Source organism: Arthrobacter sp. MP_M4 (assembly GCF_035984855.1).
In the GTDB taxonomy this organism is placed as follows: Bacteria; Actinomycetota; Actinomycetes; order Actinomycetales; family Micrococcaceae; genus Arthrobacter.
In genome coordinates this window covers 57592-80732 of sequence record NZ_JAXCHX010000018.1, presented here as the reverse complement: position 1 = coordinate 80732, position 23141 = coordinate 57592, and the positions used below count along the sequence as shown (strand labels likewise).

Here is a 23141-nt window from a genome sequence, read left to right as displayed (position 1 = left end):
GCTCTCTTTCGTTGGGCGGTGGGGGTTTCCGGGAGCGGATCCTCCGTTGTCTCCACCACCAACCCTAATACCCTGGGGGGTATGTTGCAAGTGGTCGGGGCTGGCCTGGATTCAGGCTTGCCGCCACTGGCCGTTATACCCTCCCGGGTATAGGATTAGCAAAGTACCCACCACTTTTGGAGTCCGCCATGGAACTTGATTCGACAGAACTCACCCCGATCATTAACCGTCTTAAGCGCGCCCAGGGACAGCTCGCCGGGGTCACGCGCATGCTGGAGGAGGGGACGGACTGCAAGGACATCGTCACCCAGCTCGCCGCGGTCTCGAAGGCTCTGGACCGGGCCGGGTTCGCCATCATCGCCAGCGGCCTTGAACAATGCCTGGTCCGCGGGGATTCAAGCATGGACACCAAGGACCTGGAGAAACTCTTCCTCTCCCTCGCCTGAGGCACGCCGCCACCAACCGCGCAGGAGCTGCCATGGCCTACACGATTACCGTCACCGTCCCGCTGGCGTGGGACGAGGCTGTGCAGCGCACCCGTTCGCCGCTGCCCTGCTGCTTCGTTGTCCGCCGTGGCAAAGGCGCGGCCGGCATGGCCATCCACAGGCCATTGATCCGGGCCGTGGGGACGCTCGGCGACAGTCCGGCCGTCCGCGACGTCGCCAACGACGCCGATGCCCGCCTCCGGGCCGCCCTGCACACACTCAGCGGCGCCCCAGCCGGCGTCTAACGCGCAGTAAGTTTTACCCGAGAAACGGAGAACAATCATGGAATTCGTAGCCTTTATGCGCGGCACGGCCGGCAGGGTCTTGCGGGTAGCAGCTGGTCTGGGTCTGGCTGCGGCAGGAATTTCGGACGCCCCCCGACCAGGTGGCGTCCTGCTGACGGTCCTCGGCGGAGTCATGATCACGGCTGGAGTGTTCAACTTTTGTCTGCTGGCCCCGGTGTTCCATGCCGACCTGTGGGGCAGGCCGAAGCGCACCAGCCCCTAGCGTTGTTCAATGCAGGTGCCGGGCACGAAGAAAGCGGCACCTTTGCGCACCAGGCGAAGGCACCTTTGCGCTCCAGGCGAATGAGTCGACGTCGGCAATTACGACTGCCCGGGATGCCTGGGCAGTCAGGGCTCGAGTCAGCCTACGTGGTGCTTGAAGCTGCTGGCGGGATCGCCAAAATACCCCTGGGGGTATACTGTGATAGTTACCACATGTTCGGATTGTGCGGAGACGGCGTGGGTCCGGTCGCGGAAGCGAAGAAGCCCCCCACTGCCGGCCACGCAGGATTCGCGGCCCGGTCACAACCCGTATTCCCGGCGTCGGCGCTGATGCGACGCTCGATTCCTAGAGAGGCGCCTTACCAATGACTATGCACCACGAGATTCTGATTATCGGCGGCGGCAACGCGGGGCTGAGTGTTGCGGCCCGGCTCCGCAATGCAGGGCGGACCGATATTGGTCTGATTGAGCCGAGCGAGCAGCACTATTACCAGCCGTTGTGGACTCTGGTCGGCGGAGGCGTCGCCAGCCAGGAGGAGACGGTTCGTCCGCAGGCATCCGTCATGCCCCAGGGTGTTGCCTGGATCAAGGACGCTGCGACGGACATTGATCCGGAGAGCCGCAGTGTCGCACTTTCGTCCGGCGGTTCCGTCACGTACGACTATCTGGTCGTCTGTCCCGGAATCCAGTTGGACTGGGACAAGATTCCCGGCATGGCCGAAGCCATGGAATCTCCAGCGGCGTCCAGTAACTACCGGTTCGACCTGGCGCCGAAGACCTGGGACATGGTCCGCAACCTAAAGTCCGGGACGGCCGTGTTTACTCAACCTTCAGGTCCGATCAAGTGCGCCGGCGCCCCGCAGAAAATCGCGTACCTGGCTGCCGACTACTGGCGCAAGCAGGGGGTGCTGGACAACATCCGGGTCGTCATGGTCCTGCCCACGCCGGGCATGTTCGGGGTCAAGGTGTTCGCCGATGAGCTCGAACGAGTGGTTGACAAATACGGCATCGAAGTCCGCTTCAACAGCGAGATGACCGAGGTGGACTCGGCAGCTGGCACAGTAGTGATCACGGACAACAAGGCGGACAAACAGGAATCACTGCACTACGACTTGCTCCACGTTGTGCCGCCGCAGTCGGCCCCGGACTGGCTCAAGCACACGCCACTGGCTGATCCGGCCAACCCCGCAGGCTACGTGGACGTCGATAAACACACCATGCGGCACAAGCGTTACCCGGAAATTTTTGCCCTGGGCGACGCCGGGTCCACGCCGAATTCGAAAACCGGCGCGGCGATCCGCAAGCAGGCACCTGTGCTGGTGGAGAACCTGCTGGCCGCCCTCGACGGCGCCACCCCCTCGGCGCAATACGGAGGGTACGCTTCTTGTCCCCTGACCACGGCGCGGGGAAAGATGCTGCTGGCCGAGTTCGATTACAGCCTCCAGCCCGCCCCCAGCATCCCCTTCATCGACACCACCAAGGAACGCAGCGACATGTGGCTGCTCAAGCGCTACGGACTGCCGTTTATGTACTGGAACCTGATCCTCAAGGGCCGCGCCTGAGGCTCGTGAGGCATTGGCCCTGAAGACAGCGCGCGTGGCCCGGCGGCGGATACGCCGGATGGCGCGGCCGTGGGCCAGGCTGGATGGGAGGGCATCATCAATGTGAACACCACCGGCATTGGTAAGCGCGCCGGCAGAGGTTACGTGGCCCAGGAGAACGTTGCCGGGGTCAAAACCAAGCGCGTGGCCTTCCGGGGTGCGGCCTTTTTGGGGGAGGCCTCTCGTGGGAGAAGTGGGGTGTGGACAGTGTCCACACTTTGGGGTTACGGACTGGGCCGTACCGGTGCCGGACTGGGCCGGATTCCGTATGTTTCGGCGGGAGTTCAGTGTTGCAATGGCTGGAACCCGGTTCGAGTCCCACCTCGGGCACGTGTTTTCCCTGTTCAGGGGCTTTTTGGTTCCTTTTTCATGTGCACATTGTGCACACTGCCGCCTCTGATCTGATGTTCCGGGTGTGTGGGTTGCAGGACTGCGGGGGGCAGCATGTTGATAACTTTGAAATCATCCAGGTCCACGTAGAGGACCGCGGTTCGGGAAGCGTTGTTGTCGGACAGAACTGCGGGTCCGGATTCGGCCAGCCCTGGTATTTCCAAGTTGGATCGGCGGGCGGCGAGTCCGTGCGCCATAGACTGCTGCACCCGGTGAGAGCCATCAGGATCGCCAGCGCGGTGACCGCTGTGAGGGCGGCCAGCGGGTGGGGCGACGAAGTGGCGCTCACTCGGCACATTCACTCTCAGTCGGCATAGACGAAGCGCAAAAGCAGCTTCAGTGTGGCCGTGCTGCTCACTCTACTGCAGGGGCACAGCCGGGTACGGGTATTCGCCACCTCTGGAACCCCTGCGGGGCTGGACGCACTTCGGTACGGGTACTCGGGTAGGTGGGAGCTATGCGCCGGGCTGGTGCCGGGTGCTTTTGTCATCCGGCCCGCGCACGTACGCCCGCGGCGATCCGAGTTCCGGGCCCTGGATCCACATCGGCACTTTAGCGATCCAACCCACTATCCAGAAGCCCGCCCCGCCGATGACCATGGCGGCGATGCCGCCCCAAAACGCCCAAGGGGCCCATGCAGGTCCGAGCAGCTCCTTGCTACCATCGCTGCCACCGACGGCGCAGGCAAACAGGCCCATGACGAGCAAGAATCCCAGGACGCCTGCGCCCCTCATAATGGCCTCACCACCGAGGATGCCTGCGATGAGGAGAGGCAGCGTGATCCCAGCGATGGCGACGGTCAGGCCAACGATACTGAAGATTTACCGCATCTCACCTTCAAAGTTGTCGCTCACGTAACCAAGAAGGAAACCACCGCCGATCATTCCGACCATCGAAACGCAAAGGATGGTTGTGCCTCTATTGATGAATTCATCGCTGAAACGGTATGCCCCGAACTTGGGGCTTTTTTGGCTCGCTTTGGATCCCGGCGAACCCAGACGACCTGTCCGCGGGCGGGATTTCCTTCTTTTGTTTGATTTACTCACACGCATCAGTCTAAGCATGGCTTGTGAAAGGAAATCACCAAACGCATTACCGACCCTGACTACCAGAAATTCGGCGTCAGAACCCACGCAGACAAAGGCGCCGGAGCGCGGAACGTGCCCGAGGGCCCCTCTCCCAGATTCTTTGAGCTGCCGACCTGAAACCACTTGGCCAACTTTTTACGGAGCAGTTCATTGCGTGCCGGCCCTTCCGTCTCTAAGCCCCAGAGACGCAGCATTCTGGTATCAGCGCTTGAACTGACCTAGTCAATGCCCTTCCGGAATGAAGACAATGATCTTTTTGAACAGCTCTTCCGCGCGATCCGGAGTCGCTGCGGGGATTTTCAGACTTCCGTCCTGTAGCGGCGCACCGACGGTGGGGGTGGGTGTTGTTGGCGCTGGTGGCGGGGGGACGTAGGCGGCGAGCTCTGCTGGAAGAGCCGGCCTGTCGCCTGGCCAGGGGCCGTAGCGGGCTGCGAGGTCTCTGGGCGACAGTGAAAGCTTCGGTCCGGTGTACTCGGGCCATCCGAGGGCAAGCGCCGCCGGCAGGAGGTCTACGCTTTTCTCTCCCGCCATAAACGTGATCGAGACCGTGGTGGTGGGTTTTTCGACCGGAACCGACCAGGCAAGGGCAAGGACGTAGTCCACCAGTTTGGGTACCAGCTCCACGGGGTATCCGTCCACCAGTTGGAGACCGGTGCTTAATTCGATCTGGTTCGGGAGGCCGACGGGTCCGCTGGTCAGGTGGGTTTTGTTCACGCCGGGAACTTCAGCGAGAACCTTCCTCGCATCGGAGTATTTCCATTTTGGATCAGCCGGTGGTGCGTCGGAGCGCCACAGACTGCTGCACCCGGTGATGGCCATCAGGACCGCCAGCGCGGTGACCGCCGCGAGGGCGGCTCCACAGCCTAGCCACGGGACCGTGATCATGCGTTGGATAGCGCGGTACCGAGGGGCCTGCCGGCCCGCCAGTAATTGAGGCTCATAAGAATTCCGCCCAGGAGCATCGCCAGTCCGGTTAGCGAGGTGACCATGACGAACTGCTGACCGTCGAATTCCAGACCAATCCAGCACACCCCGACCAGCGCCCCGCCGAATCCAGCAAGCCAGAGGTCAAAACGCCACGTGAAGCACACCCAGCGCCAGAACGCCCCGTTCCCTTCGTCCACCCGTGTTTCATGGTGTCGCCGGAGCCAGGAGAGAAAGTACGCCTTCTTGATGAGGGAGGTGACGATCACCGCGAACAGGCCGCTGGCGACCGCCCCGTAGAAGCCGAGGGCCAGCCACACGGCGGTCGAGTTCTCTTCGCGGAGACCGGCCGGCCATCCGCCACCAGCCATGCTGCGCAGCGGAACCAGGATCAGCAGCCCCCAGGCGGCCAGCGGAACGAGGCTCCAGAGGCCGTGCGCCCAGAGTGCGAGCGGCCGGTAAATCGCGAGGACGGACCCGCCGCGCAGGCCGCTGGTGGGCAGTCCGTGCATCGTGCCGCGCCGGCGCAGATATCCGGGGATGAGGAAGCACATGGCCGTCAGCAGCAGAATGCCGGGCCCGGCGATGAGGGCCGAGAGCCCCGACAGCTTGCGATCGACGAACCCGAACTCCGCCCGATAGGTGACCGTGCGGTTGGCGACACGGGCCAGCGCCTCTGTCTGCAGCGTCGCGGTGCCGACAATGATGACGGCGAGCAGGGCCACCCCGCACAGGGCCAGGACCGAGCCGATGGCCAGGAGAACGAGCCCCCGCATCGACCGGGCCCGGGGTGCTGCGTCAGGCGCAGCGAGGGCAGGGGCGGCAGGGGGAATGGGTGACGAAGCGGCGCTCACGCAGCACACTCTCTCTCAGTTCGCATACACGGACCGCAAAAGCAGATTCGTTTGCGGAAGTGCAGCCCAGCCTACGGCGCCCACCGCAACGGCGAAGACCTGGACTTTGAGGCCGGGCCTCCCGCCCCGGCGATGGTCCTAAATGTCCAGTCCGACGAATGCGAGTGTCCCTGGGCCTGTCCGTGATGGAAATCGCGAGGCCGTCCCCGGATGCAGGATCAGTGCCAGCAGGCAGCCACTCCCGTCAGCTGCCTCGTGGACGGACAAGACGCTAACCCATCCACAACGAAGCATCCAGAGCCCAAACCCCCGTGAACTACATGACGGACAGCCTGAAGGCGACTAAAGATATCGATCATTTTCGAGACACCTGTCTGCGCGGCGGACATGTCAGGGGCGCTGCGGACGGTACAGCCGATTTTCGATCGTGGTTGGTTCGCTGGGTGCCCCATTTTTTACATGAGGTAGAAAAGCTCTTGTGGGCCGCGTCGTTTTAAAGATAAATTGCCCGCAACCGCCACGGAGAGGCGTGGCACATTCGGGAAAGATCAGCCATGTCCAAAGCCTCAGGTCCTACGTCCACGCACCGCCGTAAAGTCAATCGGATCCCGCCCTCTACAGGGGTGGGGCTTTTGGTGGCCTTGGGCTACTCTGGGATCTTTACCGTCACGGCTGCAAGTTCGGGTATTCCCTACACTGAGTGGTTCGCGACGGCGTCCAATGTATGGCGGACCGCCGTACTTCCCCTGGTGCTCGGGGCCGTGTTTCTGATCGCGTTCCTCGCGTGGGCCCGGTGGGATGGAGTCTTCAGGGACCGTCAGCGGCTTTCTGTCCCGGTAATCCTCAAGCTCGCGACAGCCCTGTTCAGTGTGGGCATAGTTGTGCATCTCGTGTTCGTGAATTGGGGCGGGTTGGAGGCATCGATCGTGCTTCCGATTCTGATCACGGGTGTCTTGGTCGGCTTTTGCGAAGAAACGCTTTTCCGCGGAATCCTCCTTCGCGGAATGCGGGCTGAAGGCCGCAGCGAGGCGACCGTCGCGGTGGGGACGTCCATTGCTTTTGGTTTGTTCCACCTCACCAACATCATCACCGGCTCCCCGTTGCCTGCCGTCCTGAGCCAGGTCCTTTCCGCTACCTGTGCAGGCATCATCCTGTATTCCTTCCGCAGGATAACCGGGGTCCTGATCGTGGCTATGGTCGCCCACGGGATGTGGGACACTTCTTTGTTTCTCCCCGCAGCACCCCCCACCACGACATCCGCTCTCATTGGTCTTATCCTCCTGATCGTGGTTCCAGCGTTTGGTGTCATCGCCCTGGTTGTCGTTGGACGACGTGACAGGCACACACCCGCTGTCGCCTAACCCTGCTCACGCGCTCACTGACGTTATAGAACGGGCAAGCAGCCGGCCCGCTCACCCAGCGTCTCTATTACGATTCCTAGCTGAGACGGATGGAAGCGGTGCGGGGCCAAGTTCGAACCTGGTCGCTATTTGGCGGCTTTCTGCGATCGATTGGTGATACTGATCGGCGGTGCCACAATGTGTCGCACTTTGATTTTCTCAGGATCAATGAAACTAATCCTTTGATAAGACTGGGGGAGTGCGATGGCGCGTCTTGGTTATGCGCGGGTCAGCTTGGCGGACCAGAACACCGATTTGCAGCGTCGCGAACTCGACGCGGCCGGGTGCGACCGTATCTACACAGACCACGGGGTCAGCGGGACCAGGATCAAGCGTCCGGAGCTGGACCGGATGTTGGATCGCCTGGGCCGCGGTGATGAGGTCTTGTGTGGAAGCTGGACCGGCTCGGGCGCAACACTCGCCACCTGCTGGAGCTGCTCGATGACTTCAAGTCCCGCGGCATCAACTTCCGCTCGTTGCGGGACGGCATCGCCACTGACCCAGACAGTGAGGTCGGGGGAGCGACCGCCCAGGCCTTGGTCACCATCATTTCTGCCTTTGCCCAGCTTGAACGAGACCAGCTCTCCGAACGCACCAGGGCCGGCATGGCCGCAGCAGCTGCCGCCGGCCGAAAGGCAGGCCGCCGGGAGGTCACCGCTGACCGTGAAAACGTAGAGCGCGCGCATGAGCTGAAGGCGCGGGGGCTCAAGCCGGCCGATATCGGAAAGATCATCGGGGCCAGCCGCGCCACCATGTACCGGTATCTGAGAAGGAGATGCGAGTCGAGAGACATAATGTCAAGACCGTCGCTTTTGGCATGGGTGGGTGGACGACATCCGGGACAGTCAGAATATGCGAGCTGCCGTCATCGCAGCTGTCCACCCAGGTCAGGTTTCTGGCGATGAGGAGATGATACGGGGGGAAGAGCCGGATCCTGTGGAGTTCCGGACATTTATGCCCTTGCGGTACCGCGTCGTGCTGGTTGCTGTTGGCATTGCAGCTGTGTCGGTTTTGTTGGTTGCTTGGACCTGCCCGGACTGGCGGTGCTAAGGGCAGGGTTTTTCGTCGCTGCCATGACGATGAGCGCCTGGATTCGACTCGACGAAACCGAGCTGTCGATGCGGGTGGCCGGTCTGTTCTCAACCACCATCCCGTGCCGGGAGATAACTGCCATCTCTGCCGGGCCCACCACGGGAGTCGTCCGAGGCATGGGCTTGCGCATCCACCCCTGCGGAGACACCGGCTAGCTCGTCGGCGGACCATCCGTGCGCATTCAGTCCGGGAGTCACGCAGTGCTCGTCTCATGCGCTGACCCTCAAGGGCTCGCCGCCCGCATCGGCACATACCTTCCGGGATGAAGACCGAGATCAGGTCGGTGGGTCGCCCAGCAATGGTTTCCTAGAGGACGGTTGAGATGCGTCGGACATGCGTGCGGGATGCCGGCAGCCACATCAGCACCGTACCGGCAAGAGTTAGGACCAACCCGGTTGCGACCAAGGGATTTAGTGCGGCACTGAAGGCGCCCGTTAGGGACAAAATAGCCACGATGGACAGAACGAACCTGGCCCAGTGTTCGCCTCGCAGAAGCCTGAAGGCAGCCCAGATTTGCAGGGCTGTCAAAAGGAGAATCAGCCCCAAGCCGACCCCGAACAGGATGGGGTCCGGCGGCCGCACGAACATCACAATGGTCGGTATGATTCCGGATACGAGCGCGCTGGCCAGCCAGAAGTAGGTTGATGCGCGAAGTACCGCCGGCGCATTGCTGGCCGTCTTATAGTCGACAAGATGGTCCATTTGAAGTCCCCAATCTTCACCTAAGTTGCGCCATTTAATGGGCACGAAACCCCAAGATTACAGGGACGTTACCCGCCTGTGGCCAGAAGGTCCGCCTGCATGAATGTCGAAACGCTTGCATAACAAATCAGTTGTGATGTAGGTCGCGCGATCGGTCTCGTAACTAACGGTGTGTTCACCGGCTCCACCGGAAGGATTCGAGACATCGTTACGGGACTCGCTGCGTGCGGACGAACTCGCCGATGCCGCGACAATTCGACGACTGCCTCCGTTGCAATCGCTGGATCGACGAAGCGTCATGTATTCCTAGGATTGAGAGACGACCTGAAGCGTGGCGTTCGGGGCCCGCGTATGTTCTGGGCAGTTTCGCGGGCGAGTTCCCACCCGCGAGGGTCGCACTTATCAGCGGCGGCAAGTCCTAAACCCTTGCTGCTGTTTCCACTCATCTGCTGCCTTCACCTGTCCAGGGGATCACTGGTGGGACGGACGATATGGAACGAGTCCATCAGCACAGGGGGCGCAAGGCACTGGGGTCCGTACTTGCAGGGTTTCGGTTCATTCTGAGTCGATAAGGAATCGGGAGACGCGGGCGGCGAATTTGTCGGGTTCGGCAAGGTGTGCCATGTGTCCCATGTTGGACCAGGTTTCGATGCGCGCCTGAGGAACATGCGCCAGGAGGTGTTCACGGTCTGCCGCTTCGACTGGTCCCCCGGCAAGCCAAAGGTAAGGCGCCGTGACGCGGTCCAGGACCATGTCGATACCGGACTGAAGGTCGGTGGGGGTATCGCTCAGGGGCTTGGACCAATAATCGAGGACCAGCTGCTGGTCAATTCGTTGTGTAGTGAGCACCCGCCCTTGCTCTGGCTCGGGGAGTCTTTCAATCCCGATGCTGGCCGCGAAGGGTGCGAAAGCGTCCGCGAAGTCCGGTCCGCGGAGAGCCGGCGCCAGCTGCTGTAAGAAACCGGCGAAGGGCGCGACACGTGTGCTCTGATCAACGTTGAGCACTCCGGCGCTTTCATGGAACGCGGCATAAGCGGTGGCGTGGAGGGCGCCGGCCGAATGCCCGACAATAACAGGCCGAACCACCCCGCTGTCAGCGATCGTGGCATGCAGTCGCGCGACCACGTCGTGCGGGTCGGCACCTGACCCGAGGGATCCGCCATGCCCGGGCAGGTCGATGGCCAAACAGCGGAACCGGTCTTGGATCCGGTAAATGATCGGGTCCCAGGTCTCCTTGGAGAAGGTCATCCCGTGAATGAAGACGATGGCGGGAAAGTCCCCGCCGGTATCGAGGTAAGCAAGGGGTTCAACAGCCAAGACGGCACTCCCGATCCGAGATCACGAAGACGACTTCGTAACAGGAAAGCTAACGGCGTCACGGTAGGTTGTCAACGCCCTGAGGGTGCTCCCCGCCCAGGTGCCCGGTTCCCGCCCACTAGGATCGAACGACAGTGCGATTCTCACAATCGGGCTCCCGTTCCGGTCCGCGCGCCTCGGCCAATTTCTTTTTATGATCCGACTCGGTGCCTCGAAACTTCTGTGTCTTGAAAGGCATGCCATGCAAAGAAGCGTTGAACGCCTCGATATGGTCTTCCAGAAATGCCTCCTGCGCGCAGGTCAGGTACGCGCGATGGACGGATTTTCCCGAGTTCGAGAGCCGGAAAGCGCACATGTAACACCGGTTTCGGACCCCGGCCAAGTCCACCCACACATCACCGAAATCGACCTCAGCTTCGGCCCCGGGGCGCGTGTTTCTGAGGCACGAAGACCTCCACCGGTGCGTTCCCCGACTCGACAGCGATAGTAGTTCTGCGGGCCTTCACGTACTGGCGGACGGCGGAGTACGAGATCACGGCCTGATGCTCGTCGACCAGGCGATCAAAATTCCGCTGGGCGGTATGGCGTTGCTCAGCGGAACGTTCAGGTCAGCCAGGAGCATCTCATCAATGACATCTTTGAGCGGGACCAGCTTGTGGGCCTCCTGGTAGGACCGCCCTGGTCATCAACCGGGCGAGCCGTTCCGCCTCCTGGACCTGCGGTGCGTGCGCGGAGTCGGGGAAGTCATAGAGCGGTTTCACGGGTGCTTGGACGACACCGCATTGAAGATCAGCAGGACGGCGAGTACCCGCGAAAATATTCTGCTGGGAAGCGGGAAATTCATGAGTCAGGACCCTTCCGATCGTCGTACTGGCCGGGAACCCCTGCTGGAATGGCTATGGCCGCGCAGTGTTTTATCTGTCTGCTCGGCGGACAGTAACCTGATCATCGGTGGAATGACCAGATGAAGGATCATAGGGCGGCGTCGAGGGTGACGAAGCCGTAGCCTGCCGCCCGGAGCTGGGAGATCACCTGTGGGAGGGCCGCGGCGTCGAGCGTTGAGCCGTCATCGGGGTTCGAGCCGAGGTGCATCAGGACGATCTCCCCGGGCTGCGCGGAAGCCATGACGCGCTGGACGATGAAGCTCGGGCCGCGCGTTCCGTTCATGGTGCCTTGCCAGCCCAGGGTGTCAACGGTCCACCGGATCGCCGCGTAACCGGCGGCGTTAACGTCTGCGATCGTGCGGGAATCGCGCGCGCCGAAGGGGAAGCGGAAGAACGGGAGCGGGTCGCCTCCAGCGGCCCTGATGGTCCTCTGCGCGCTGCTGATCTCGGTCGCGATCTGGGCGTCGGCCAGGGTCGTGAAGTCTGGGTGGGTCATGGAGTGATTGCCAATCCGATTCCCCGCGTTGTAGATCAACGCCGGGTCGGAGGGGAATTTGTTGACCCAGTCTCCGGTGAGAAAAAATGTGCCTGGGACGCCGTTGGCTGCGAGGGTGGCGAGGATCGATCGGAGGGCGGCGTCGTTGGCGCCGGCGTCGAACGTGAGCGCGACAACCTTCTGCGTGGTCGGAATGCGCGCGAGGTCCACGCCCAGGAGCGTCGATGGGACGCTGGTGTAGATGACCTCGGTCCTGCCGCTGGCCGCGTGCCACAGGATCGAACCGTGCTGGAAGTCGTTGCGGCGCCCACCCGTAATGCCGTACTCGCCGCTGGTCGGGTAGCCGAGCCGGCTGCGCTCCCAACCGAGGGCCACCCACTGGGCTCGGATGGCTCCGTACACCTCGTGGGCTCCCGTGGCGGGCGACCAGTAGATCGACGAGCCGCCGTTCGTGCCGCTGAAGTGGTTGTACCGGCCGACCCCGTCGGGGGTGCCGGTCTCGTCCGTGAGCGGGAAACCCAGTAAGCCGGCCGGCCCGCCGACCTCCACATAGCGTCCGAGGATCGCCCCGTGCACCTCGTGCGCTCCGGTGCCGGGGCTCCAGTAGACCGACCCTCCGGCGAAGTCGTTGTACCGACCAGCGGCGCCCGGAGTGGCGGTCTCGTCCGTGAGCGGGAAACCCAGTAAGCCGGCCGGTCCGCCGAACGCGAGATAGCGTCCGCGGATCCCCCCGTGCACCTCGTGCGCTCCGGTGCCGGGGCTCCAGTAGACCGACCCTCCGGCGAAGTCGTTGTACCGACCAGCGGCGCCCGGGGTGCCGGTCTCGTCCGTGAGCGGGAAACCCAGTAAGCCGGCCGGTCCGCCGAACGCGAGATAGCGTCCGCGGATCGCCCCGTGCACCTCGTGCGCTCCGGTACCGGGGCTCCAGTAGACCGACCCTCCGGCGAAGTCGTTGTACCGACCAGCGGCGCCTGGAGTGCCTGTCTCGTCCGTGAGCGGGAAGCCCAAAAAGCCGGCCGGTCCGCCGAACGCGAGATAGCGTCCGCGGATCGCCCCGTGCACCTCGTGCGCTCCGGTGCTGGGGCTCCAGTAGATCGTGCCGGCGGTGTAGTCCTGGGCGCGACCCCCAGCGATGTCGTACGCGCTGCCGACTGGCGTGCCGAGGAACGATGCGCTGCCGCCGAGCTGCTGATAGTGCTGGACGATCGCGTCGTCGCCAGCCTGCTCGACCGCCATCGACGCCGGAACGCTCCACTGCGCAGCCACCGTTGATGCGGCGGCCGCGGGCGGCCCCAGAGCCGTGCCCCCGAGGCCGCCGCCGAGGGCGAGGGCCATTCCGAGGACGGCGGGTCGAGACCGGCGCATTGTGACCCCTTCGTGCTGATCGAGACATGCGAGCTTTGGTTAAGACGCTACGCCCCAGGAGCGTGCCCGGGTAGGACCATAAGTCCCGAACAATCCGACCACCAGCGCCACCGTCCGCGGCGCTGCCGCAGTCGCCGCGTGTTGGGGTCCGCTCGAAGATCAGCCGGGGGCCAAGGGTGCCGCAGAACGAGAACTTCCGCTGCGAGTATGTTGACCGACGGATCTCAGTACTGCCACCGACAGTTTGTGGGTCGCCCGGGATTCACACGATGCTGTCAGATGCAATGGCAAATATCCATCAGAGATTGTTCGGGGCATTTGGTTCCAACAAACAAAGCGGCGCCTCCTTTGCCGGAGACTGGGGTGTACTACTGATGTGAGACACAGTTTGAAAGGATTGTGCCCATGTCTTCCCGTCCCACCTATTCCGATGAGTTCAAGGCCGATGCCGTTAGCCTGGTCGTTTCCTCGAGCCGTTCGCCAGCATCGGTGGCCCGAGCTGGGGATCTCCGTGACCGCGCTGAAGCGGTGGGTGCAACTGCACCGGGATGGAGAGTCCGGGCCCGGCGGGAGGCCTGATGATCCGGTGGATCCCGCGAAATACGAGGCGTTGGAGGCCCGGCTGCGGGAAGTCGAACGGGAAAATGATTTCCTGAAGAAAGTGTCGGCGTTCTTCGCCGAAGAACAACGGTAGAAGACCTCTACCGGCTTGTTCAGGAGAAGAACGCCGAATTCCCGGTGGCCTGGATGTGCGCCCGGCTGGGCGTTCCCCGGGCCTCGTACTATCGGTGGCCGGAGCAGAAGGAATCAGCGACGGCTGCCCGGCACCGGGAGCTGACCGGACTGGTGAGGCGATGTTTGATTCCTCGGACGGGATCCTCGGCCACCGGATGGTCCACACCAAACTCGCCTCCACCGGCGTGGAGGTTTCCGTGGGGACGGTCGCTGCCATCATGGCCGAGAACGGCTGGGCGGCCAAGCGGATGAGCGCGTTCAAACGCACGACCATCCCCTCGGACTCGGACTCGGACTCGGACTCGGACTCGGACTCGGACTCGGACTCGGACCCGGTCTTCGCTGACCTCATCGGCAGGGATTTCACCTCCGGCACCCCCGGTACGAAGCTCGTCGGGGACATTACCTGCCTGCGAACCGGCGAGGGCTGGCTGTATCTGGCCACCGTCATCGACCTGTGCACCCGCATGGTCGTTGGCTGGGCCATGGCCGATCACATGCGCGCATCCCTCGTCACGGGTGCGCTGGCGATGGCGAGGGACCGCAGACACCTGGCCCCGGATGCAGTTTTCCATAGTGACAGTGAAACTGTCTGTACCGGTATTCCCGGGGTCCGGCAGTCGATGGGAGCCACCGGGGTCTGCTGGGACAATGCCGTCGCCGAGTCGGCTTTCTCATCCCTGAAGAACGAGTTCTACCACCACCACAGCTTCGCCACCCCCAGGACGCCAGGCGGGCCACCATGCGCTACATCGAGGTGTTCTACAACCGCTGGCTGTCCCACACCAACAACGCCGGCCTGCCGCCGGCGAGAGCAATGGCGAAATTGACCACCCACCAGCAGCCGCTACCCGCGGCCGCCTGACCAAAACGAAACTGCGCGACTGTCTCACATCCTTGACACACCTCACCTGGAGTTCACGATGACGGGATTGCCCGGGTTTGCTTGACTCCGCTCCCTGGGGCAGGTCAGAGAGTCAACGAAATCCGGGGCAGTCCGGGAGCATCCCGGCGAGGGACGTGTGCGCCCCGGCGGTGTGTCACGAACGCGGGCGATCAGTCCGCACTTGACGGTCATGGCGCATCGCGAAAGGCCTCATAGTCGAGCAGCGATTGCCGGGCGTAGCTGAACGACCAGTCGACAACAGCTTCGGTGCCGGCCTCGGATTTGCCCAGGTAGCCGAGGATCTGGCCTGCCGCGGGGCTTTGCGCGTGGGCGCGTGCAAGCAGGAGTGCGCACGTGCGGACGTAGTCGAGGAACGGGACAAAGTCGAGTCCCGCCAGGTCGATCGATCCTTTCATGTCATGGAACTGGCGCACGTAGTAGTCGCGTTCGTCGGTCTGCAGATGGCCGAGGAACGGATCCGACACTGCCTGCAGCACCCGTTGGAGCTGGACCACGCGGCTACCCTGACCATGTGCTGCCACATCCTGCGCGCGGCTGCTCGGCAGCGGGATGCCGCCGTAACGTTGCAACACTGACTGCCCGGCCTCCTTCACCTGGAGCAGCAGCGCATCCCCGTCGGGGGACTGCAGCAACTGCAGGAAGCAACGGGTCCCAACGCTCCCGACGCCGACCACACGGCGGGCCAGATCGGTGGGGGTGTACTGGGCCAGAACGGTTCGGACATCGAGACTGACCGTGCGGCGGTATTCTGCGAACAGGCGCGGTACCACGTCGTTTTTCTGCACGGGCGCAGTCGTCATAGCCGGAGGCTGTTCAACGAAACGCAGGCGACCTTCGTGGTCCATCTGCGTGGTGCGACGCACGGCCCGCTGGTTGGTGCGCTTCCTGGCCGTCCTGATCGCGTGGTGCAGCACCTTCTGGGCATCCGCGCTCAGGAGGCTGCGGGCGAATTTGATGTTGCTGTGCATGTAGTAGCGCTCGTAAGGGTTTCGTTCCAGCATCGTGCTCAGTGCGCTGCGGTACGCCCGTGCGGTGCGTTGTGCTGCCTTGCGCACCTCGCGTTCGGTGTACTCGGCGTGAATTCCGCCGACCACCACGCTCGTGACGAGCCGTTTGAGGTCCCAGTCCCACGGGGCCGTGCCGGCCTCGTCGAAGTCGTTGAGGTCAAAGACGAGTTTGCGTTCAGGGGAGGCATAAAAGCCGAAGTTGCTGATGTGGGCGTCCCCGCATGCCGCGACCACGATCCCCGAGTGCGGGTCGCTGGCGAGGTCCATGGCCATCAGCCCGGCCGTTCCCCGGTAGAACGCGAAGGGGTTCTCGAGCATACGCTCCATGCGCAGGGGCACGAGCTCCGGTTCGCGGTCTTCGTTCTGTTCGCGGATATGGGCGACGGCGTCGCGCGGTACCGTGCTCCGCTCGGCCAGTTCGCTACGCGGCGTGGTCCCGCGCAGCTGGCGGCCGCGGGCATACGCATCGGCACGGCTCAACGGCCGCTCTTCGCGAACCGGTGCGGAGGAGGACTCGGCAGGCATGAGGTCATTTTGGACGCTCGCACCCGGTTCCGCAACAGGCCGACGAGACTTATGGATGGTGCTATGGATAGTGCTCGCGAAATGGGGTGAGTGCCTCATTTGGGAAGTGCTTGCGGAACGGGCCCGGCTCCGGGTGCTGCCGGGACCATGGTGGATGGGACCTGAAACGTGAGACTCCGGTCCGGGAAGTGAAGCGGAAGCCCGTCCGCGGACTTGTGGATACGACACGCTGACGGCCTTGATCAGGGTCTGGCGGCTGGCCGGCATGCCGTCGGGCAAGTATCTCGCGGCGGCCGCGGACTTGTGGCTGCCGAAGCTGGAGGCCCTCGGGGAGCTTCGGAATGTCCGATTCAGCCCTGAGGCCCGGAGGAGCTGAGGCAGAGTGTCCGGGGCCACGATCGACCGGTTGCTGCGGCCCACCCGCGAGGGCATGGCGCCGAAGGGGCTGCCGGCGCACTGCGACGGCAGCGAGCTCCGCACTGCCGTCGCGGTGCGCCGGGCCGGAGAGGAACACGAGCAGGTTCCGGGGTTCCTCGAGGCGGGATCTGGTCGCGCACTGCGGCCCTGCCCTGGCGGGGGGATTCCTTCGCACGCTCATCGCCACCGACGTGTTTCCCGGCTGGACGGAGAACGTGGCGATCCGCAGCGGAGCGTCTGCCGTTCCCGCTCACCGGTTTGGATACCGGTAACGCCGGGGAGTTCATCAACCACGCCCTCGTCGGCTGGGCGAACATGCGGAAATTGCTGGGTCACCGGGTAAGGAAGCAATCAGCCAAGGCAGATGATTTCGAATTGTCCTACACGGACATTCCCACCCCAACCCCGCCACAGACCAGGACGGCCAACCGTGAAAACTGGCCCCGATGCTGTCCGGCCGAATGCAACTGGTAGCTGCTAGGCGTCGATCACCAGATCGGTCCGCGCGGTGGAGCAGCAGGGCAGGAACTTGCCTGCATCGATTTCGCGGGCCCTGATCCCGCCCTGATGGTTCATCTCGACCTCCCCGGACAGCTTGACGACCTTGCAGGAGCCGCACATGCCTTCCTTGCAGTTCGCGCCGATCCTGACGCCTGCACGCTGGGCCACCCCGAGGATGTGTTCAGCAGGGTCGATGCGCACATTGATGCCGGTGCGCATGAAGGACAGGGTGAGAGGTCCCGTTCCGACCGTGTCGAAGCTCGAGGCATCGGGGGACCCGGCCTCCGGCCCGACATCCGGACTGCCGTCGGGGGCTTCCGGACGGGGCGCATCCGGGTCGACGGTTTCCAGCGGCAGCCCCGTGGCCTTCAGGGTCCCCTCGGTGTCGTAGCCGGGCTCGTAGAGCCCGAACGCGGTGGGCTGGCTCTCGTAGTAGTCCTCGGCGGAATCGGCGATTTCCTCGGCGATTTCCTCCGCAATGTCCACTGCAAGCGCGAGCTCCGCCTGGTATTCAAGGATTGTCTGGCGGTCTCCTGAGAAGAATTCCATATGGATGGAGGTGTCGTCGACGCCGATCTTCTCAAGGAGCTCGGTGGCGGTGTTCAGGTAACCCTCGGGGCCGCAGGCATAGACCTGGCGGCCGTTGGCATCGGGGGCCACCTCGTCGAGCATGGCCGCCGTCAGCCTTCCGGTGAGCCCTTCCCACCCCTCGGGTTTGCTGCGGTCGCCCAGGGAGTAGAAGACCTTGACGCGCGAGTCCACGGAGGCGATGTAGGCCAACTCCTGGTGGAAGGCAAAGCCGCCGGCTTCCGCTCCGTGGTACAGCACCACGACATCAGCCTGTCCGGGCAGGGAGTGGATGGTCCGCAACATCGACATGATGGGGGTGATGCCTGCGCCGGCAGCCAGCAAGAGGTACCGTGCCCGCCGGTCCGCGTCGGGCAGGTGGAATGCCCCGACCGGTCCGAGCATCTCGAGGACGGTGCCGGGTTTGACGTTCTCGTGCACCCACGGTGAGACCAGTCCCGTGGGGTCGCATTTGACGGTGATGTCGAAGGTCCATGGCTTGGTGGGGGAGCTGGACAGCGAGTAGCTGCGGTCCACCGCGTCCTGGTCCTCCCCGTTCACGGGAAAGGCGATGTTCACGTACTGGCCAGGACGGAACGCCAGGGGCGCACCGTCGGAGCGGCGGAACACGAAGGTCATCATGCCGCCCACCTCGGGAACGGTCTCGACACATTCGGCCATGAACTCCTGCGGATGCCAGGGACCCAACGCGCGGGCGGCACCGGCGGGTCCCTCGGTGCTGCCCATCACCCTGTTCCACGGCATCTCAAGACCGCGAATGCGTTGTGGTTCCTGAATTGCCGTGACGGTGCGGAGTTCAATCATGCCAAGTGCTCCTGTACGCGCTGCACATACCAGTTAATGAACGCCTCGACCTGGTATTCGCTCTTCATGTACGGGCCGGGCTCGTAAGCGGGGCTGCTGGCGCCCTTCTGGCACAGCTCCACGAACGCCTTGTCCTGCAGATTGGTCTGCTTCCAGGTGTGGGTCAGTTTCTCCAGGTCGTAGTCGACGCCTTCCTCGGCGTCGTCAGCCACCAGCCAGGTGGTGCGCACCAGTGTCTGGTGTTCGTTCACGGGAAAGACGGCGAAGGTGATGACGTGGTCACCGAGGAAATGGAACCAGCTGTTGGGCTGCAGGTGCATCGAGCAGCGGCCAAGGCGGAAGTCCCGCAAGTCGCCGAGCAGCTTCTTGGAGAGCCTGTGCCCATCGGGCGAGAACGATTCGCCGTCACCGTCGAGCGAGTCTCGTGAGATGCGGATTCCCGCTACGCGGGTGTCGAGCTCCTCGATGACCTCATAGGGAAGGCCATAGCGGCGGCAACGGTCCTCGAGCGAGGACTGTGCTTCCTTATTGCGGTCCCACACCTCTTCGAGATGGGGCGGAATCAAGCCCTCCGTCAGGCCCCAGGTGGGAAAGAGGGAACAGGCGAGTTCCGGGTGGCCGTCGCAGTGGTAGCACTCACGGTTGTTCTCCATGACGAGCTTCCAGTTGCCCTCCTCGATGATGTTCTGCTGATAGGCGATTTTCGTCTTCGACAGATCGTGGGGCGCGAGGTAAGGCTCGAAGATCTTTCCGGTTTCGTCGAAATCCGTCGGCGGTTCGTCCGCAATGCAGACGAAGATGAGTCCGGCGAACACGCGGCTGTGGGCGCGCTTGAGGCCGAAGCAGCCCTTGTCGAACTTCGTTTCCCCCGGTGCCGAGGCATGGATCAAATCCCCGTTGGGGGAGTAGGTCCAGGAGTGATAGCCGCATACCAGGTTTCCCGTTGTCCCTGCGGGTTCGGTCAGCACGCGAGCGCCGCGGTGGCGGCACACGTTGTGCAGGACGTTCACGCCGCCGTCGTCGTTGCGCAGGACGATCAGGGAGTAGGGCCCGTAGTCGACGGTGACGTAATCGCCCGGCTCCGGGAGCTCGGCGATGCTGGCGGCAAAGATCCAGTGCTGGCCAAAAATGGCCTGCATGTCGAGGCTGAAAATCGTCGGGTCGGTGTAGAAGGGGGCATCGAGGGAATATCCCACGCGCCGGAAATCGAACAATTCGGTGATTTCCGCCAGCTGCTCGGCAGGCAATGACGAAGCGAGTTTTCCGCGTGAATTGAGGGGCACGTTCACTGGAGCAGACATGTGTTTCCTCCGAGAGGGCTGGGTAAGTGTGCGGTTCGTGGGGACCACGGGTCGGGGGCGCAACCGGCGTTGTCGAAACCTTGTACTCATGAGATTAGGGACGATCGATCTGCAACAAAAGCGCAACATTTAGGAGATAATAGTGCACAATGGGTGCATGATCGATCCACGGCTCATCACACTTCGGGTGCTTGCCCGGTGCGGCACCGTTGGCGCAACCGCGGAGCTCATGGGATATTCTCCCTCCGCCGTCTCCGCGCAATTGCGGGAGCTCCAGCGCGTGCTGGGAATGCAGCTGCTGACGAAAGACGGCCGGGGTGTGCGGCTGACTGCCACGGGCCGCTTTCTCGTGGCGGGCTCGGACACGCTCATTGCGGAATGGGAGAGCCTGCGCGCCGCGGCCATGGAGGCCGGCGACCAGGTGCAGTCCCGTTTTGGCCTCGGCGGATTCTCCACGGCAGCCGCCCAGTTGCTCGCGCCGCTGGCCGCCACCCTGCGCTCCACACGCCCCCTGCTGGAGGTGCAAGTACTCGAGGCCAACCCGGCCCGCTGCTTCGACTTGTTGGTGGCCGAGCGAATCGACCTCGCGGTCATCGTCGCCATGCAGTCCGACACCTATGCTGAGGACGATCCGCGCTTCGAGCAGACCGTTCTGCTCGACGATCCCCTGGACGTGATCATTCCCTCCGACCATCCGTTGGCATCGCGGGAAACGGTGACGCTCGAAGAGCTGGCGTCGGAACCCTGGATCACCGAGGCCGCCGGCTCCACCTACCATTCCCTATTCATCGCGGCGTTCACGGCAGTCGGGGTGACACCGCGGATTGCCCATGAGGCCGTTGAATGGGAAACCCAGATCGCCTTCGTTGGTGCGGGGCTGGGCGTGGGCCTGCTGCCGCGGCTGGCGCCCCTGCGCAGCGCCGAAAACGTGGTACGACTGCGCATTACTGGCAAGGGGAAGCCGGTGCGCCGCATTGTCGCAGCAGTGCGCAGGGGCAGCATCGCTTCGCCCCTGATCCAGGAGTCGCTCGGCATCCTGCAGGCCAGCGCCAATCGGATCCTCACCGCCCGACCCGAAGACGATCTCTGAAATCACATTGCTGGGACGCGTGTAAATGCTGGCTTCGCGGACGTGGTCCGTTGCGCGTCCCTGCCGGACCAGTCCCGTCATTTCGGTTCCAAGGGGTCTGACTATCTTGCGATCCTGCAGTCCGGGCCCCGGGGTGGATTGCTATTTGCCATGCGTGTGCCCCGGCGGCACAGGCCGGAATCAGCCGCGTGCCGCCGGGGCGGGGTTGCTACTCAAGGTGCGCAGCTATTTCCCGTCCAGATCCGGACGCTGGCGTTCGACGGTGGGGATGCTCTCCGTGGGAGTCCCTTTCAGACAATCCGAGTCGGGGCACTTGTCGGCGCACTCGTGCTTTGTTACAAGGTCGAACTGCACGCCGCCGTGTTGTTCCACGCCAGTGCGTATGGCCCGCTCCACTACGGATGTGGCCAGGCGACGCCGCAAGGAGAGGGGATCGCGACGCAGGTCCTTGGTGAGGGCAAAGCAGAGCAACATCATGACGATGACGAACGGTAGTGCTGCCACGATGGTGATGCGTTGCAGGCCCGCTAAAGCTTCCGATGGTTGATCGCCGCCGGCCAGCAGCATGACCGCAGCCACAGCGCCGGTGAGGCAGCCCCAGAAGATGACCACTCCGCGGCGGGGGTGCTCGGCGCCGTTTGAGCTGAGCGATCCCATCACGATGGAGGCAGCGTCGGCGCCAGTGATAAAGAAGATAGCGACCAAAACCATGGCCAGCACGATAACGGCAGTGGTAGCCCAGCCAGGCATGCTCAGGTTTTTGATCAGGTCGAAAAGTGCTCCGTCGAAGTTGACGGACGGTGTCCCGTTGACCATGGTAACCAGGCCGGGAGTGTTGGCCTTGTCGGCTTCCTGCTGGACGTGGAAGGCGGCGCCTCCGAAGATGGCAAACCAGATAACGCTGACGACGCTGGGCACCAGCAGCACACCTGTGACGAACTGGCGGATGGTGCGGCCGCGGCTTATGCGGGCGATGAAGAGGCCTACGAAAGGCGTCCATGAGACCCACCAGGCCCAGTAGAAGATAGTCCAGCTGGTCATCCAGCTACGCAGTGACTCATCGCCGACCGCTTCAGTCCGGGAGGACATCTCGGCCAAGTCCCGGGCGTAGTCGCCGACCGCCGAGGGGATTAGGTTGAGGATGAAAAGGGTGGGGCCGGCGATGAAGACGATCAGTGCAAGGACGACGGCCAGGACCATGTTGATGTTGGAGAGCCACTGGATGCCGCGGCTGATCCCAGAGACAGCCGAAGCCACGAAGCATACGGTCAGGACGGCGACGATCACCACGAGCACGGGGGTGCCGATTTCACCGAACCAACCGTTGGAGGTCATGCCGCTGCCAATCTGCAGGGCGCCCAGGCCCAACGATGCGGCGGTACCAAACAAGGTAGCGAAAATGGCCAGGATATTGATGAACTTCCCGACTGGCCCCTCGACCCTCCTGACACCAAAGAGCGACGTGAAGGCGACAGAGATCAGCTGCCTCCGCCCCAAGCGGTAGGTCCCGTAGGCCATTGCGATGCCGACAACTGCATACATGGCCCAGGGGTGCAGGGTCCAGTGGAAGATCGACGTGGCCATGGCAGTCTGGATGGCTTCGGGAGTCCGTCCGTTCACAGTGCCGGGCGGGGGAGAGACGTAATGGTAGAGCGGTTCGGCCACGCCGTAGAACATCAGGCCGATGCCCATGCCGGCGGCAAACATCATCGCGACCCAGGAGACGGTACGGAATTCGGGCTTTTCGCCGTCCTTGCCCAGCGGGATGTTGCCGAACTTGCCCAGGGCAAGCCACAGCACGAAGATCACGAAGAGCGATGCCATGAGCATGAAGAGCCATCCGGTGTACTCCATGACCCAGTTGAGGGCACCCGTGGAAGTGTCGGACAGGCTGTCGCGTCCCACGAAACCCCAGATAACAAAGGCAATTGCGATGACGCCTGTGATCCCGAACGTGATCTTGTCGAGGGTGAGCTTGTGATTCCGGCGATCTGCAACTGCTTGCTCGGTCTTGGCATGCCGCAGCTCTTCGAGGATTTGCTCGTACTCGACGTCCGGCAAGGGGGGTACGCTTCCTTCCTCCGGATCGAGGACAGCCGGGTTTGTGTCTACTTCGCCGGAGACACTTATAGCTGCTGTACTACTCCCCGCATTTCCAGGTT

At 63.3% G+C, this 23141-nt stretch carries 19 protein-coding genes and 1 pseudogene; 9 read left to right on the top strand and 11 right to left on the bottom strand.

Annotated elements, in window-relative coordinates:
- Positions 1-188: 188 nt before the first annotated feature.
- The 4 genes from RCH15_RS13475 (at position 189) to RCH15_RS13460 (ending at position 2553) form a co-directional block, all read left to right on the top strand.
- Positions 189-446 carry a metal-sensitive transcriptional regulator gene (locus RCH15_RS13475; RefSeq protein WP_326961169.1) on the top strand — a complete coding sequence of 86 codons (258 nt, stop codon included), beginning with the start codon at positions 189-191 and terminating at the stop codon, positions 444-446.
- Positions 447-478: 32 nt separating this feature from the next.
- Complete coding sequence (locus tag RCH15_RS13470; RefSeq protein ID WP_326961168.1) at positions 479-730, top strand: hypothetical protein; 252 nt, start codon at positions 479-481, stop codon at positions 728-730.
- A gap of 37 nt (positions 731-767) precedes the next feature.
- Positions 768-992 (top strand): YgaP-like transmembrane domain, encoded by a 225-nt coding sequence (locus RCH15_RS13465; RefSeq protein WP_326961167.1) that lies wholly within the window; start codon positions 768-770, stop codon positions 990-992.
- Positions 993-1356: 364 nt separating this feature from the next.
- Positions 1357-2553, top strand: coding sequence for an NAD(P)/FAD-dependent oxidoreductase (locus tag RCH15_RS13460; protein ID WP_326961166.1), 1197 nt, complete (start codon positions 1357-1359; stop codon positions 2551-2553).
- 884 nt (positions 2554-3437) lie between these two features.
- Here the strand turns inward: RCH15_RS13460 and RCH15_RS13455 are convergent.
- From RCH15_RS13455 to RCH15_RS13440, 4 genes are all read right to left on the bottom strand, one after another.
- Positions 3438-3716, bottom strand: a complete 279-nt coding sequence (locus tag RCH15_RS13455; protein ID WP_326961165.1) for a hypothetical protein — start codon at positions 3714-3716, stop codon at positions 3438-3440.
- A gap of 87 nt (positions 3717-3803) precedes the next feature.
- Positions 3804-4028, bottom strand: a complete 225-nt coding sequence (locus RCH15_RS13450) for a hypothetical protein (RefSeq protein WP_326961164.1) — start codon at positions 4026-4028, stop codon at positions 3804-3806.
- Between the two features lie 264 nt (positions 4029-4292).
- A complete protein-coding gene (locus tag RCH15_RS13445; RefSeq protein WP_326961163.1) occupies positions 4293-4784 on the bottom strand; it encodes a hypothetical protein in 492 nt (163 codons plus the stop codon).
- 167 nt (positions 4785-4951) lie between these two features.
- The gene (locus tag RCH15_RS13440; protein ID WP_326961162.1) at positions 4952-5848 is read right to left on the bottom strand and encodes a hypothetical protein; all 897 of its coding nucleotides are present in this window, start codon (positions 5846-5848) and stop codon (positions 4952-4954) included.
- Between the two features lie 554 nt (positions 5849-6402).
- On the opposite strand from RCH15_RS13440, the gene RCH15_RS13435 reads away from it, so the two are divergent.
- Together RCH15_RS13435 and RCH15_RS13425 are read left to right on the top strand one after the other, a co-directional pair.
- The gene (locus tag RCH15_RS13435) at positions 6403-7209 is read left to right on the top strand and encodes a CPBP family intramembrane glutamic endopeptidase (protein WP_326961161.1); all 807 of its coding nucleotides are present in this window, start codon (positions 6403-6405) and stop codon (positions 7207-7209) included.
- 243 nt (positions 7210-7452) lie between these two features.
- Positions 7453-8153: pseudogene (locus RCH15_RS13425) on the top strand (recombinase family protein).
- A gap of 493 nt (positions 8154-8646) precedes the next feature.
- Here RCH15_RS13425 and RCH15_RS13420 read toward each other — a convergent pair.
- The 3 genes from RCH15_RS13420 to RCH15_RS13405 all read right to left on the bottom strand — a co-directional run bounded on the left by RCH15_RS13420 (position 8647) and on the right by RCH15_RS13405 (position 13104).
- Positions 8647-9042, bottom strand: coding sequence for a hypothetical protein (locus RCH15_RS13420; protein WP_326961159.1), 396 nt, complete (start codon positions 9040-9042; stop codon positions 8647-8649).
- Between the two features lie 555 nt (positions 9043-9597).
- On the bottom strand, positions 9598-10359 hold the full coding sequence (locus RCH15_RS13415) for an alpha/beta fold hydrolase (protein ID WP_326961158.1): 762 nt from the start codon (positions 10357-10359) through the stop codon (positions 9598-9600).
- 972 nt (positions 10360-11331) lie between these two features.
- Positions 11332-13104, bottom strand: a complete 1773-nt coding sequence (locus RCH15_RS13405) for a polysaccharide deacetylase family protein (protein WP_326961157.1) — start codon at positions 13102-13104, stop codon at positions 11332-11334.
- A gap of 511 nt (positions 13105-13615) precedes the next feature.
- On the opposite strand from RCH15_RS13405, the gene RCH15_RS13400 reads away from it, so the two are divergent.
- Positions 13616-13798, top strand: a complete 183-nt coding sequence (locus RCH15_RS13400; protein ID WP_326961156.1) for a hypothetical protein — start codon at positions 13616-13618, stop codon at positions 13796-13798.
- 160 nt (positions 13799-13958) lie between these two features.
- Positions 13959-14669 carry a DDE-type integrase/transposase/recombinase gene (locus RCH15_RS13395; protein ID WP_326961155.1) on the top strand — a complete coding sequence of 237 codons (711 nt, stop codon included), beginning with the start codon at positions 13959-13961 and terminating at the stop codon, positions 14667-14669.
- Positions 14670-14913: 244 nt separating this feature from the next.
- Here RCH15_RS13395 and RCH15_RS13390 read toward each other — a convergent pair whose 3' ends face one another.
- The 3 genes from RCH15_RS13390 to RCH15_RS13380 form a co-directional block, all read right to left on the bottom strand.
- Positions 14914-16278, bottom strand: coding sequence for a DUF2252 domain-containing protein (locus RCH15_RS13390; protein WP_326961154.1), 1365 nt, complete (start codon positions 16276-16278; stop codon positions 14914-14916).
- 894 nt (positions 16279-17172) lie between these two features.
- Positions 17173-18588: a ferredoxin reductase gene (locus tag RCH15_RS13385; protein ID WP_326961153.1), complete on the bottom strand. Its 1416-nt coding sequence runs from the start codon at positions 18586-18588 to the stop codon at positions 17173-17175.
- Positions 18585-19889 (bottom strand): aromatic ring-hydroxylating oxygenase subunit alpha, encoded by a 1305-nt coding sequence (locus RCH15_RS13380; protein WP_326961152.1) that lies wholly within the window; start codon positions 19887-19889, stop codon positions 18585-18587. The genes RCH15_RS13385 and RCH15_RS13380 overlap by 4 nt, the downstream gene beginning before the upstream one ends.
- Positions 19890-20046: 157 nt before the next feature.
- Between RCH15_RS13380 and RCH15_RS13375 the strand changes: the two genes are divergently transcribed.
- On the top strand, positions 20047-20979 hold the full coding sequence (locus tag RCH15_RS13375; RefSeq protein WP_326961151.1) for a LysR family transcriptional regulator: 933 nt from the start codon (positions 20047-20049) through the stop codon (positions 20977-20979).
- Positions 20980-21204: 225 nt separating this feature from the next.
- On the opposite strand, the gene RCH15_RS13370 is transcribed toward RCH15_RS13375, so the two are convergent.
- The gene (locus tag RCH15_RS13370; RefSeq protein WP_409017427.1) at positions 21205-23040 is read right to left on the bottom strand and encodes a BCCT family transporter; all 1836 of its coding nucleotides are present in this window, start codon (positions 23038-23040) and stop codon (positions 21205-21207) included.
- Between the last annotated feature and the right edge of the window lie 101 nt (positions 23041-23141).